Source organism: Cupriavidus respiraculi, assembly GCF_914271545.1.
Classification (GTDB): Bacteria; Pseudomonadota; Gammaproteobacteria; order Burkholderiales; family Burkholderiaceae; genus Cupriavidus; species Cupriavidus respiraculi.
Map to the genome: position 1 here is coordinate 1,079,955 of NZ_CAJZAH010000002.1, position 13,264 is coordinate 1,093,218.

The 13,264-nt window shown below is 69.3% G+C and carries 13 protein-coding genes; 10 read left to right on the forward strand and 3 right to left on the reverse strand.

Annotation, left to right across the window (positions count from 1 at the left end; translation table 11 throughout):
- Window positions 1–573: 573 nt before the first annotated feature.
- The 8 genes from LDO27_RS12790 to ggt all read left to right on the forward strand — a co-directional run bounded on the left by LDO27_RS12790 (window position 574) and on the right by ggt (window position 7,861).
- Window positions 574–1,194 (forward strand): MotA/TolQ/ExbB proton channel family protein, encoded by a 621-nt coding sequence (locus LDO27_RS12790; protein ID WP_222201790.1) that lies wholly within the window; start codon window positions 574–576, stop codon window positions 1,192–1,194.
- A gap of 7 nt (window positions 1,195–1,201) precedes the next feature.
- Window positions 1,202–1,639, forward strand: coding sequence for an ExbD/TolR family protein (locus tag LDO27_RS12795; RefSeq protein WP_224042121.1), 438 nt, complete (start codon window positions 1,202–1,204; stop codon window positions 1,637–1,639).
- Window positions 1,640–1,783: 144 nt separating this feature from the next.
- On the forward strand, window positions 1,784–2,896 hold the full coding sequence (gene lpxK, locus LDO27_RS12800; protein WP_224042122.1) for a tetraacyldisaccharide 4'-kinase: 1,113 nt from the start codon (window positions 1,784–1,786) through the stop codon (window positions 2,894–2,896).
- Window positions 2,877–3,083, forward strand: a complete 207-nt coding sequence (locus tag LDO27_RS12805; RefSeq protein ID WP_222201796.1) for a Trm112 family protein — start codon at window positions 2,877–2,879, stop codon at window positions 3,081–3,083. The genes lpxK and LDO27_RS12805 overlap by 20 nt, the downstream gene beginning before the upstream one ends.
- An 18-nt stretch (window positions 3,084–3,101) precedes the next feature.
- Window positions 3,102–3,911 (forward strand): 3-deoxy-manno-octulosonate cytidylyltransferase, encoded by an 810-nt coding sequence (gene kdsB, locus LDO27_RS12810; RefSeq protein WP_224042123.1) that lies wholly within the window; start codon window positions 3,102–3,104, stop codon window positions 3,909–3,911.
- 337 nt (window positions 3,912–4,248) lie between these two features.
- Window positions 4,249–4,914 carry an adenylate kinase gene (gene adk / locus LDO27_RS12815; RefSeq protein WP_224042124.1) on the forward strand — a complete coding sequence of 222 codons (666 nt, stop codon included), beginning with the start codon at window positions 4,249–4,251 and terminating at the stop codon, window positions 4,912–4,914.
- Window positions 4,915–5,108: 194 nt separating this feature from the next.
- The gene (locus LDO27_RS12820) at window positions 5,109–5,867 is read left to right on the forward strand and encodes a 3-hydroxyacyl-CoA dehydrogenase (RefSeq protein ID WP_224042125.1); all 759 of its coding nucleotides are present in this window, start codon (window positions 5,109–5,111) and stop codon (window positions 5,865–5,867) included.
- Between the two features lie 95 nt (window positions 5,868–5,962).
- On the forward strand, window positions 5,963–7,861 hold the full coding sequence (gene ggt / locus LDO27_RS12825) for a gamma-glutamyltransferase (RefSeq protein ID WP_222201805.1): 1,899 nt from the start codon (window positions 5,963–5,965) through the stop codon (window positions 7,859–7,861).
- Window positions 7,862–7,927: 66 nt separating this feature from the next.
- Here ggt and LDO27_RS12830 read toward each other — a convergent pair whose 3' ends face one another.
- The gene (locus tag LDO27_RS12830; protein WP_222201807.1) at window positions 7,928–8,833 is read right to left on the reverse strand and encodes a LysR family transcriptional regulator; all 906 of its coding nucleotides are present in this window, start codon (window positions 8,831–8,833) and stop codon (window positions 7,928–7,930) included.
- Window positions 8,834–8,926: 93 nt separating this feature from the next.
- On the opposite strand from LDO27_RS12830, the gene LDO27_RS12835 reads away from it, so the two are divergent.
- Complete coding sequence (locus LDO27_RS12835; RefSeq protein WP_222201809.1) at window positions 8,927–9,949, forward strand: bile acid:sodium symporter family protein; 1,023 nt, start codon at window positions 8,927–8,929, stop codon at window positions 9,947–9,949.
- 82 nt (window positions 9,950–10,031) lie between these two features.
- Here the strand turns inward: LDO27_RS12835 and LDO27_RS12840 are convergent, their stop codons facing one another.
- Both LDO27_RS12840 and tsaE read right to left on the reverse strand, forming a co-directional pair.
- Window positions 10,032–11,546 (reverse strand): N-acetylmuramoyl-L-alanine amidase, encoded by a 1,515-nt coding sequence (locus tag LDO27_RS12840; RefSeq protein ID WP_222201811.1) that lies wholly within the window; start codon window positions 11,544–11,546, stop codon window positions 10,032–10,034.
- Window positions 11,540–12,052 carry a tRNA (adenosine(37)-N6)-threonylcarbamoyltransferase complex ATPase subunit type 1 TsaE gene (gene tsaE, locus LDO27_RS12845; RefSeq protein WP_222201813.1) on the reverse strand — a complete coding sequence of 171 codons (513 nt, stop codon included), beginning with the start codon at window positions 12,050–12,052 and terminating at the stop codon, window positions 11,540–11,542. The genes LDO27_RS12840 and tsaE overlap by 7 nt, the downstream gene beginning before the upstream one ends.
- Window positions 12,053–12,068: 16 nt before the next feature.
- Here tsaE and queG point away from each other — a divergent pair, with 16 nt between their 5' ends.
- Window positions 12,069–13,262 carry a tRNA epoxyqueuosine(34) reductase QueG gene (gene queG, locus LDO27_RS12850; RefSeq protein WP_224042126.1) on the forward strand — a complete coding sequence of 398 codons (1,194 nt, stop codon included), beginning with the start codon at window positions 12,069–12,071 and terminating at the stop codon, window positions 13,260–13,262.
- The last annotated feature ends 2 nt before the right edge of the window (window positions 13,263–13,264 follow it).

Here is a 13,264-nt window from a genome sequence, read left to right on the forward strand (position 1 = left end):
CAATGACTTACCGCGGTTGCCCGCGCGTTGTCCACAGGGCGTCCACAAGACTGTCCCGTTTCAATGTGGAAACAAGTCGACTTTTGAAAAATGTGCGCCGGCAGGGCGAAAACCCTCCCCCGCGGCGTCTACTGCTCAAAAATCGAGCAACAAGGCAAATCCTTATGGCATTCAAGGACTTGCACGCACTTCCAGATGGCTGTCCACACGCCGTCCACAATCCTGTCCCTGTTCTCTGTGGACAGCGGAGAGGGCGCGGCCGGACGCCGGCCCGGGCATTCCGCACGGCTTCCCGCCAAGCGAAGTCCTGCCCGAAAATTGAGCAGCACTTAATAAAGCGTTTCTGCTCAAGGGCTTAGCTCTCTTGTCAGCGGGCTGTCCACAATTCATCCACAGCGCTGTCCCGCATCCGTGTGGAAATCGCGACGCCGCGCCGGGACGGCCTTGCCCCCGGGGCCATTCCCTTGCCGGGTGCCGGGCGCCGCGTTAGAGTGGCGCCTGCATTTTTCGGGCGGGACGGGCGCGTCGCGGTGATGCCGCCGTCCCGCAATGCCGTCGAACCGGGGTCCTCTCTTGTTTTCCATCATTCAAGCGGCCGGCTGGCCGATCTGGCCACTGTTGCTCGCCTCGGTCCTGGCGCTGGCGCTGATCGTCGAGCGCTTTCTGACGCTCAAGCGCAGCAAGGTGCTGCCTGCCCGGCTCTACGACGAGGCGCTGTCGGTCGCCCAGCAGCGCCGGGCCACGCCCGAGGTCGTCAACACGCTCGAGCGCAATTCCCCGCTGGGGCGCGTGCTGGCCGCCGCGCTGCGCCACGTGACGCTGCAACCCCACACTTCCCGCGACGCCGCCAAGGAAGTCGTCCAGGAAGCCGGCCGCGCCGTGGCGCACGATCTGGAGCGCTACCTGAACGCGCTCGGCACCATCGCCTCGGTGGCGCCGCTGATGGGGCTGCTCGGCACGGTGATCGGCATGATCGAGATCTTCGGCAGCCAGGGCGGGACCGGCGCCAATCCCGAACAGCTCGCGCACGGCATTTCGGTGGCGCTGTACAACACGGCGTTCGGCCTGGTGGTGGCGATTCCCGCGCTGATCTTCTGGCGCTATTTCCGCCGGCGCGTGGACGACTATGTCGCCGAGATGGAAGCGCGCGCCGCGGCCTTCCTCGACGCCATCCTGCCGCAGCGCCGCGCCTGAAGCCGCCATGCAATTCCGTCCCAGCCAGCGGCGCGAGGAGCCGGAGATCAATTTGATCCCGCTGATCGACGTGCTGCTCGTGATCCTGATCTTCCTGATGATCACGACCACGTACTCGCGCTACACCGAGCTGCAGATCCAGCTGCCGACCGCCGAGGCCGAAAAGGCGCAGCAACGACCCGCCGAGATCGTCGTGTCGGTGTCGGCCAAGGGGGTCTATTCGATCAACCGCCACGTGCTGGAGCAGCGCGACGTGCCGAGCCTTGCGGAGCAGTTGCGCGGCGCGGCCGGCGCGGGCGCTGGCCCGGCGGCGCAGCCGCCTGTGCTGATCGTCAATGCCGACGCGCAGGCGAGCCACCAGTCGGTGGTCAATGTGATGGAAGCCGCGCGGCTGGCGGGCCTGCCGCGCATGACCTTCGCCACGCAGAGCAGCCACGCCCGCTGAGCCGGGCTTGCGGCCGGGCTTGCGACCGGGCTTGCGACATGCGCCGCGCGCTCCCCATAATGCGGGATGCCGCCGCGCCTCAGCGGGCGCGGCCGGCGGCATCAGCGCCCGGCCCTGGCCGCCCTTCCCTTCTTCTCCGCGTCCATGCCCGCTCCCCGTCACGCCCTGACCGATTTCATCACCGCCCAATGGCAGCGCCGCGGCTGGTTCGCCTGGCTGATGCTGCCGTTCTCCGCCTTGTTCGCCCTGATCAGCGGCGCGCGGCGCCTGGCCTATCGGCGCGGCTGGCTCGCCTCGACGCGCATGCCGATGCCCGTGGTGGTGGTCGGCAACGTGACGGTGGGCGGCACCGGCAAGACGCCGGCGGTCATCGCGCTCGCCCACGCGCTGGCCGAGGCGGGCCTGCGCCCGGGCGTGGTCTCGCGCGGCTACGGCGTCAAGCTGAAGCACCCGCGCCGCGTCAAACCCACGTCGCGGGCCGAGGAAGTCGGCGACGAACCGCTGCTGATCGCGCGCGCCACCGACGTGCCGGTATGGGTGTTCCCGGACCGGGCGCTGTGCGCGCAGGCCATGCTGGTCTCGCATCCCGGGGTCAACGTGCTGCTGCTCGACGATGGCCTGCAGCACTACCGCTTGCAGCGCGACTTCGAGATCGTGATGTTCGATGGCCGCATGGGCGGCAACGGCTGGCTGCTGCCGGCCGGCCCGCTGCGCGAGCCGCTCTCGCGCCGGCGCGACGCGACGCTGATCAACGATCCCTATTTCCGCGCGACGCCCGACAAGCCCGACGTCTACGGCATGCGGCTCGAACTGGACGAATGCTGGCAACTCGCGGACCCGACCATGACGCGGCCGCTGTCCGCCTTCGCCGGGCGGCGCGTGCTGGCCGCCGCCGGCATCGGCAATCCCGAGCGCTTCTTCGCCAGCCTGCGCGCGGCGGGCCTGCAGCCCGCCACCATGCCGCTGCCCGACCACTACGATTTCGCGGACGATCCGTTCGCGGCAGACGCCGACGCGCTCGCCGCCGATGTCATCCTGATCACCGAAAAGGATGCCGTAAAATGCGACCGGCTCCGCGAGCCGCTCGACCCGCGCATCTGGGTCGTCTCCACCACGCCCGTGATCGACGCGGGCCTGATCGACAATATCCGCCGCGTCGTCGTTGCGCGCTGCCAGGCCGCTCCGACCGCGCCCGGCGCCGCCGCCGTCGCGGCCAGCCTCACCAAGGAACGCGAAGATGGACAACCGGCTGCTTGAAATCCTGGTCTGCCCGCTGTGCAAGGCCAAGCTCGAATACGACCGCGCCGCGCAGGAACTGATCTGCCACGCCGACAAGCTGGCCTACCCGATCCGCGACGGCATTCCCGTCATGCTAGCGGACGAAGCACGGCAGACCGTTCCCGGTCGCGTCGTCACCGCCACCACGCCGGCATCGCCCGTCTGAGCTCGGCGGAGCTGCACGATGTCCCTGCCGCCGTTTACCGTCGTCATTCCCGCCCGGCTCGCCTCGACGCGGCTGCCCGACAAGCCGCTCGCTGATATCGGGGGCAAGCCGATGATCGTGCGGGTCGCCGAGCGCGCGCACGCGTCCTCGGCCACCCGCACGGTGGTCGCCACCGATGCGCCCACCGTGGCGGCGGCCTGCGCGGCGCATGGCATCGAGGCGGTGCTCACGCGCGCTGACCATGCCTCGGGCACCGACCGGCTGGCGGAAGTCGCCACGCAACTGGGTCTTGCCGACGATGCCATCGTGGTCAACGTGCAGGGCGACGAGCCGCTGATCGCCGCGCAACTGATCGACGAAGCCGCGCTGCACCTGGCCGCCCACGGCGACTGCGCCATCGCGACCGCCGCCCATCCGCTGCACGATCCGGCCGAGGTGTTCAATCCAAACGTGGTCAAGGTGGTGTGCGACGCGGCCGGCCGCGCGCTGTACTTTTCCCGCGCGCCCATCCCCTGGGCGCGCGACGCATGGGCCGACGTGCCGTCCGCCCCCGCCGCGCAGGCGCGTCCGCAGCTGCCCGCGATGCCGGTGCTGCGCCATATCGGCCTGTACGCCTATCGCGCCGGCTTCCTGCGCCGCTTTCCCACGCTGGCGGCGGCACCGCTGGAGCAGACCGAGGCCCTGGAGCAGTTGCGCGCGATGTGGCATGGCGAACGGATCGCGGTACTGGTCACCGACGCCGCGCCGGCGCCGGGCGTCGATACCCCGGCCGATCTCGAACGCGTGCGCGCGCTGTGGGCGGAGTCGATGGTCCAGGAAGGACCCTGAGCGCACGCCGTCGGCGGCCCGCGCCGATGTCCCGCCCGGCGCGAATTCGGCGCCGCCGCGGGCCGGATGGGCGCCGCCTCATGGCATAATGCTCGCCGATAAAGAGCCGTCGGCCGCCGCAGGCGCCGACCAAGGCTCGGTGGGGAGATGAAGAACGAGCCCGTCAGGTATCCGCCCGCTGCCATGGGGCCGGGATGCCGGCGACAGCCGGGCCGACTCGACATCGTCGGTCGCGTTCCGGCCGCAGGGCGTACCGCGGTAAGCCTTGCGTCAAGTTTCGCCGGTACCCTCCTTCCGTTCCCCGCCACACCGGATTCAAAAACCTGAGGACTCCTAAATGCGTTTGATCCTGTTGGGCGCACCCGGCGCCGGCAAAGGCACGCAAGCCAAATTCATCTGCGAGAAATTCGGCATCCCCCAGATCTCCACCGGCGACATGCTGCGCGCCGCGGTGAAGGCGGGCACGCCGCTCGGCGTGGAAGCGAAGAAGGTCATGGACGCGGGCGGCCTGGTCTCCGACGACATCATCATCGGCCTGGTCAAGGACCGGCTCAAGCAGGCGGACTGCGCCCAGGGCTATCTGTTCGACGGTTTCCCGCGCACCATTCCGCAGGCCGAGGCGATGAAGGAAGCCGGCGTGGCGATCGACTACGTGCTGGAGATCGACGTGCCGTTCGACGCCATCATCGAGCGCATGAGCGGCCGCCGCGTGCACGTGGCCTCGGGCCGCACCTACCACGTCAAGTTCGCGCCGCCGAAGACCGAGGGCATCGACGACGTGACCGGCGAAGCGCTGATCCAGCGTGACGACGACAAGGAAGCCACGGTCCGCAAGCGCCTGGACGTGTATTCCGAGCAGACCCGTCCGCTGGTGGACTACTACTCGAACTGGGCCAGCCAGGGCGACGCCACCGCCAGGGTCGCGCCCCCGCAGTACCGCAAGATCAGCGGCCTGGGCGGCGTGGAAGACATCACGCAGCGCGTGTTCGAGGCACTGAAGTAAGTCGGGGCACCTGCCCGGCAACCAAAAAAAGGCGACGTCATGTCGCCTTTTTTCATGGCGCTTGCACCCGCGCGCCATCCCCTTACAATACCTTCCGCGCTTGACGTTTACGTAAACGTTACGACGCCGCCCGACCGCCAGAGTCCACCCGGCACGCGGCCGCCGCGCCGCTGCCTCCACCGAGGAAGACATCCATGCAGATCCAGAACAACGTATTCATCGTTACCGGCGGCGCCTCGGGCCTGGGCGCCGGCACCGCGCGCATGCTCGCCGGCGAAGGCGGCAAGGTGGTGATCGCCGACCTGAACGAGGCCGCCGGCGTGGCGCTCGCCGAGGAAACCGGCGGCCAGTTCGTGCGCTGCGATGTCACCTCGGAAGCCGACGGCCAGGCCGTGGTCGCGGCCGCCACCCAGCTGGGCCGCCTGGCCGGGCTGGTCAACTGCGCCGGCATCGCGACCGCCAGCAAGACCGTGGGCAAGAACGGGCCGCATCCGCTGGATGCGTTCGAGAAGACCATCCGCATCAATCTGATCGGCACCTTCAACATGATCCGGCTGGCCGCCGCGGCCATGGTCGGCAACGAGCCGGACGCCGAGGGCGAGCGCGGCGTCATCATCAACACCGCGTCGGTGGCCGCCTTCGACGGCCAGATCGGCCAGGCCGCGTACGCCGCCTCCAAGGGCGGCGTGGTCGGCATGACGCTGGCGGTTGCCCGCGACCTGGCGCGCGACGGCGTGCGCTGCATGACCATCGCGCCGGGCATTTTCGAGACGCCGATGCTGCTCGGCATGCCGCAGGAGGTGCAGGACGCGCTCGGCAAGATGGTGCCGTTCCCCTCGCGCCTGGGCCGCCCCGCCGAGTACGCCAGCCTGGCGCGGGCCATCATCGGCAACCCCATGCTCAACGGCGAGGTGATCCGGCTCGACGGCGCGATCCGCATGCAGCCCAAATAGGGCGTCGAGCCCGGAGCGGAACTCCGCCGTGCCACTGGGCGCCAAGAGCAGCAAGGCCTACAATCCCGGGATTCCCCTTTCCTGAGAGAACCAGCATGCCTTCCAGCCCGCCGGCCGACCTGCCTGGCCGCGCCCACGCCGCGCAGCCGTCCAGCCTTCCCCGCCGCGCGCGCTGGCTGTCCGCGGTGCTGGGCACGCTGCTGCTGAGCGCGGCCTGCACCACCACCGAGCCGCCCTCGCCGCCGCCCTCGCCCCAGGCCGCGGCGAGCGCCCTGCCCCCGCCCCCGGAAGGCGCCTCGGGCTGGACCGACAAGCCGGGCTGGACCGCCAAATCCTTCATGGTGGCGGCGGCCAATCCGCTCGCGACCAAGGCCGGCTACGACATGCTCAAGGCGGGCGGCTCGGCGATCGACGCCGCCATCGCCACGCAGATGGTGCTGAACCTCGTGGAGCCGAACTCGTCCGGCATCGGCGGCGGCGCCTTCCTGCTGCATTTCGACGGCGCCCGCGTGCAGGCCTTCGACGGCCGCGAGACCGCGCCGGCGGCGGCCACCGACCGCCTGTTCTACGGCCCCGACGGCAAGGTGCTGGCCTTCCATGACGGCGTAGTCGGCGGCCGTTCGGTCGGCGCGCCGGGCGTGCTGCGCATGCTGGAAGCGGCCCATCGCCAGCACGGCAAGCTGCCGTGGCGGCGGCTGTTCCAGCCGGCGATCCAGCTTGCCGAAAACGGCTTCCCGATCAGCCCGCGGCTGGCGACGATCATCGCGCAGGACAAGTACCTGATGAAGGATCCGACCGCGCGCGCGTATTTCTATCAGGCCGACGGCTCGCCCAAGACCGAAGGGATGGTGCTGCGCAACCCTGAGCTGGCGGCCGTGCTAAGGCGCGTGTCCGTGCGCGGCGCCGATGCCTTCTACAAGGGGCAGGTGGCGCGGGACATCGCCGCGAAGGTGAAGTCGCATCCGACCAATCCCGGCCTGCTGACGGAAAAGGACATCGCCAACTACCGGCCGCGCATCCGCGAGCCGATCTGCACCGACTATCGCCAGTGGACCGTCTGCGGCATGCCGCCGCCGTCGTCGGGCGGCATCGCGGTGGCGCAGATGCTCGGCATCCTGGAGGCGCAGCCGGCCAGCCGGCAGATCGGCATCGCCAAGCCGCTGGAGAACGGGCTGGGCTGGGAGCCGTCGCCGCTGGGCGCGCATCTGTTCGCCGAGGCCGGGCGCCTCGCCTATGCGGACCGCAACCAGTTCGTCGCCGATACGGACTTCGTGCCGCTGCCCGGCGGCAGCTGGAAAAGCCTGGTCGACAAGGACTACCTGGCCGGCCGCGCCGCCTATATCGACGACCGCAGCATGGGCAAGGCCAGCCCCGGCAACCCGGACGGCGTCAGGCTCGCGCTGGCCGCCGACCGCTCGCCGGAGTTTCCGTCCACCTCGCACATCTCGGTGGTGGACAAGTTCGGCAACGCGATCTCGATGACCACCACGATCGAGGACCAGTTCGGTTCGCGCCAGATGGTGCACGGCTTCATGCTGAACAACCAGCTGACCGACTTCTCCTTCGTCGCCGAAGAGAACGGCAAGCCGGTCGCCAACCGCGTGCAGGCCGGCAAGCGCCCGCGTTCGTCGATGGCGCCCACGCTGGTGTTTGCCAAGGGCACGCGGGAGCTGGTGATGACCACCGGCTCGCCGGGCGGCTCGGCGATCATCAACTATGTCGCCAAGGTGATGGTGGGCACGCTGGACTGGGGCATGACCGTGCAGCAGGCCATCTCGCTGCCCAACGTGGGCTCGCGCAACGGCCCCACGGAGGTGGAGAAAGGGCGCGTGTCCGAAGCGCTGATCGAAGGGCTGAAGGCGCGTGGCCACGATGTACGCGTGATGGAGCAGACCTCGGGCCTGCAAGGCATCATGCGCACCACCGTCGATGGCCGGCCGGCATGGTTCGGCGGCGCCGATCCGCGCCGCGAGGGCATCGCCATGGGCGACTGAGCCCGCCTCCATCCGGGCAGATCGCGGCCGCGTGGACCTCGTCCCGCGGCCGTTGTTTCATCGGGATCAGGACGACGCGAGCCGGCCCGGAATCTGCAGCTCCTGCACCAGTTCCCACACCGCCGCGGCGGACGGCGACAGCGAGCGGTCCTCGCGCCGCACCATCACGATGCGGCGCTCCTCGGCCGGCGTCAGCGCGCACGAAACCAGCGACGATGCGGCCGGCAGCGGCAGCGAGAACGACGGCAGCACCGACGCGCCGATGCCGGCCTCGACCATGCCGAACACGCTGGCCGAATGGCCCATCTCCTGCACCACATGCGGGGCGATGCCGTGCCTGGCGAAGATCTGGTCGATCAGCGGCCGGCTGCCGGAGGCCGAGTCCAGCAGCACCAGCGGCAGCCCATCCAGGGCGGACCAGGGCACGGAGCTCTTGCCGGCCAGCGGGTGGTCGCAGCGGCAGACGAAACAGAAGGGATCGGTGGCCAGCGGCGCGGTGGTCAGGCCCTCGCGCGCCATTGGGTCGATCAGCACGCCGAAATCCACGGCGCCGGCTCGGATCTGCTCGAGTCCATCGGCCTGCACGTTGTCGCGCACCGACAGCCGGATATCGGGGTAGCGGCGGGCACAGGCCGCCACATAGAGCGGCATCAGCCGGGCCGAGATCGTCGGCGCGCTGGCGATCACCACCCGGCCGCGGTAGCGCTCGCCCAGTTGCCGGGTTTCCTCCAACGTGTCGTCCAACTGGCCCAGCAGCCGTTCCAGTGCCGGCACCAGCGCCTCGCCGGCGTCCGTCAGCAGCACTTCCCGCGTGGTGCGATCCAGCAGGCGCACGCCGAGCGCCTCCTCGAAGTCCGCCACGGCGCGGCTGACCGCCGGCTGGGTCAGGCCGACCGCATCCGCAGCGCGGCTGAAACTGCCATGGCGGGCGACCGCGAGAAAGACCCGTAACTGGCGCAGGGAGTAATTCATGCCGGGTGAATATAGATGAATGCGATAAATGAATTTGCATTCTAAGCGGAGGAGGCGTCCAATACTAGGCAAAACCCTTAGTCCACCGCTGTCATGACATCCATTCTGTCCCCCTTCAAGAAAATCTACGACCTGATCGACGGCTTCGTGCTGATCATGCTCGCCGCCATCGGCGTCGCACTGCTGGCGCCGGAGATCGGCACCGGCAACGGCCCGCTGCACCTGGGCCTGATCACCAGCATCGGCGTGGCGCTGGTCTTCTTCCTGCACGGCGCAGCCATGTCGCGCGAAAAGCTGGTCGCCGGCGCGAAGCACTGGCGCCTGCACACCTTCGTGCAGTCCTTCACCTATATCGTGTTCCCGGTGATCGGCGCCGTCCTGTTCCTGACGCTGCGCAACGTGCTGCCGGCCGATCTGCTGCTGGGCATCTTCTTCCTGTGCGCGCTGCCCTCCACGGTGTCGTCGTCGGTGGCGATGACCTCGATGGCGCGCGGCAACGTGCCCGGCGCGATCTTCAATGCGACCGTCTCCGGCCTGATCGGCATGGCGCTCACGCCGTTGCTGATGGGGCTGGTGATCAGCGCCAGCGGCGCCTCGATGCCGCTGGGCAAGGCGCTGATGGGCGTGGCGATGCAGCTGCTGCTGCCGTTCGCGCTCGGCCAGCTCGCGCGTCCGCTGATCGGCGACTGGCTCGCCAAGCGCAAGAAGATCACCACCAAGATCGACCGCGGCGTGATCGTGCTGATCGTGTACTCGTCGTTCTGCGACGCGACGGCCGCCGGCCTCTGGCACCAGTACGGCTGGGAGACCATCGGCGCGGTGATGGGGATCTCGGCGGTGATGCTGTTCGTGGTGCTGGGCCTGACGACCTTCACCGCCCGCCGCTTCGGCTTCTCGGTGGAAGACGAGATCACCGCGGTGTTCTGCGGCTCCAAGAAGAGTCTGGCCAATGGCATCCCGATGGCCAAGATCCTGTTCGCCGGCCACCCCGCGCTCGGCCTGCTGGTGCTGCCGCTGATGGTCTACCACCAGCTGCAGCTGATCGTTTGCTCGGTGATGGCATCGCGCTATGCGAACCGCGACCAGTTGTTGGAGGGAGCGCCGGCGCGGGCTTGATCGGCGTTCCTGGCTTCGGCGGAAGCTCACCCCAAAACAAAAAGGCCGGGACGAATATCCCGGCCTTTTTTGCATTCCCCGCCTACACCGACGGATTCTTCGCCAACGGCGGATTGCGCGCGAAGTAGCTGCGTATCCCGCGCAGGATCGCGTTGGCCAGCTGCTCCTGGTGCGCTTCGTCGTTGAGCTTGCGCTCCTCGTCGGGATTGCTGATAAAGGCCGTCTCGATCAGGATCGACGGAATGTCCGGCGCCTTCAGCACCGCGAAGCCGGCCTGCTCGACATGCGGCTTGTGCAGCCGGTTGATGCCGCCGATCTGCGACAGCACGGCCTTGCCCACCTGCAGGCTGTCGTTGATCTGGGCCGTGGTGGACAGGTCCAGCAGCACCCGCGCCACCTGCGCATCCTTGCTGCGCATGTTCACGCCGCCGATCTGGTCCGCCGCGTTTTCCTTGTTGGCCAGCCAGCGCGCCGCCGAGCTGCTGGCGCCGCGCTCGGACAGCACGAACACCGACGCGCCGTTGGCTTCGGGCTTGAGAAAGGCGTCCGCATGGATCGACACGAACAGGTCGGCCTGCACGCGGCGCGCCTTCTGCACGCGCACGTTCAGCGGCACGAAGAAATCGGCGTCGCGCGTCATCATGGCGCGCATATTGGGCTGGGCGTCGATCTTCGCGCGCAGGCGTTGCGCGATCTTGAGCACCACGTCCTTCTCGCGCGAGCCCGCCGCGCCGATGGCGCCGGGATCCTCGCCGCCGTGGCCGGGGTCGATGGCCACCGTCAGCAGCCGGCGCATCTTGAAATTGCGCTCGGGCACGCTGGCCTGCTCCGTCGGCGGCGGCGCGGACGGTGCCGGCGCGGATGGTGTGGGGGCCGTGGGCTTGGGCTTGGCCGCCACCACGGGCGGCGGCGCGCCCGGGGTCGGCGTGCCCGGGGGCAGCGTGCCCTGGCTGTCGAGCTTGCGCACGATCGCGCCGATCAAGTCTTCCTCGTTGCTGGCGGGCGCGCCCGCGACACCGTCGGCGCCCTCGGCGGGCGGCGCGGCGGCGAAGCGCAACTGCTTTTCCTCGGTATCGCGCACCAGCTTCCACAGGGGATCGGGCGGATTGACCGGGTACAGGTCGAACACCAGCCGGTTGCGGTAGTCGCCGATCGGCTTGAGCGTAAAGACCTGCGGCGCGACGTCTTCCTTCAGGTCGAACACCAGACGGACCACGCGCGGCCGGTTCTGGCCCACGCGCACGCTCTGGATATAGGGATCGTTGGGGGTGATCTTGGCCACCAGCTCGCGCAGCGTGGCCGACAGGTCCAGACCATCGATATCGACCACCAGCCGGTCTGGATTGCGCACGATCTGGTGGATGGCGGCGAGCTGCGTGTCGGACTCGATGGTGACCCGCGTGTAGTCCTCGGCGGGCCAGACGCGTACCGCGACGATGCCGGCGCCGGCCGCGAGCTGCGGGCCGGCCAGCGTCAGCACCACGGTGCCCGCCCCGGCCTTCAGGCATTGCGCCATCCATTTGCGGCGGGCCGCCAGCTTGCGCTGCGCGTGGCGCTGTTCGTCGGGGCGGTCGGTGGCTAGGCGCTTGATCAGCATGCGTGTAGCAGATGGAGTCCGGTTGGAGTATAGGCGCGCAGCGTGGCGATACGCCGCTGTCCGGCGTCGTCGGCCGGGTCGGTGTCCGATTGGAGCAACAGGTGGAGATCGGGTTCCCCAAGCAGGGCGCCGGCCTTCTCGGGCCACTCGACCAGATTGAGGGCCGGCTCGGCGAAGCAGTCGCGAAAACCCGCGTCGATCCATTCCTCGGGATCGGCGAAGCGATAGAGATCGAAGTGATAGACCGTCAGCGGCGAACCATCGGCACGCGCGACCTCGTAGGGCTCGCACAACGTGTAGGTCGGGCTGCGGACCTTGCCTGCATGGCCGAGCGCGCGCAGGACGGTGCGCGACAGCGTGGTCTTGCCCGCGCCGAGATCGCCCGAGAGCTGCAGATGCACGGTGCGCGGCGGCAGCGCGGCGACGGCCGCGGCCAGGGCCGCGCCGAGCCGGCCAGTGGCGGCTTCGTCGGCGAGCGTCAGTGTGCGTTCTTCGAGCAGGGGCATTGCGTACAATTCAGGGATGATCGACCGAGCAGCACAGGCGGCGGGCGCGGCTTGCGCCGCGGCCCCGATATCCCGCACCCATCCGGATTCCGGACCCGACCCCGCACCGAACCGCGGGGCGCCGGCGGACCTGCCGGCGCTGGTGCGCGAGATTCGCGCCTGGGGCAGCGAGCTGGGCTTCGACTCGGTGCGTATCGCCGATGTGGACCTCAGCCATGCGGAGGCCGGGCTGCAGCGATGGCTCGCGCAGGGCTATCACGGCGACATGGATTATATGGCGAACCATGGGCTGAAACGCGCGCGGCCCGCGGAACTCGTGCCCGGCACCGTGCGCGCGATCGTCGCCCGCATGCCCTACGTGCCGGGCGCCGACGCCCCCGGATGGCGCCAGCGCGAACTGGCGCGGCTCGACGATGCCGGCACCGCGAACATCTCCCTGTACGCCCGCGGCCGCGACTATCACAAGGTATTGCGCAACCGCCTGCAGCAGCTGGCGGCCCGCATCGAGGCGGCCATCGGGCCCTTCGGCTATCGCGTGTTCACCGATTCCGCGCCGGTGATGGAGGTCGCGCTGGCGGCCCAGGGCGGCCTCGGCTGGCGCGGCAAACACACGCTGCTGCTGGACCGCGACGGCGGCTCGATGTTCTTTCTCGGCGAGATCCTGGTCGATGTTCCCTTCCCGCCGGACCCGCCGGGCGAGGCGCATTGCGGCAGCTGCCATCGCTGCATCGACGTCTGTCCCACCCAGGCCATCCTTGCCCCCTACCAACTCGATGCGCGCCGCTGCATCTCGTACCTGACCATCGAGCACAAGGGCGCCATTCCCGAGGCGCTGCGCGCGCCGATGGGCAACCGCGTCTACGGCTGCGACGACTGCCAGCTCGCGTGCCCGTGGAACAAGTTCGCCCATCGCGCCACGCTGCCGGACTTCGACGTGCGCAACGGCTTCGACGCGCCGGACATGGTGGAGCTGTTCCTGTGGAGCGAGGACGAATTCAACCGCCGCCTCGAAGGCAGCCCGATCCGGCGGATCGGCCATGAACGCTGGCTGCGCAATCTGGCGGTGGGACTGGGCAACGGCCTGCGCGCGGCCACCGACCCCGCCCTCGCGCAGCGCATGCGCGCGGCGCTCGCCGCGCGTCTGGCCGATGCCAGCCCGCTGGTGCGCGAACACATCGAATGGGCGCTGGCGCAGCAGGCAGGGGCGTGAAT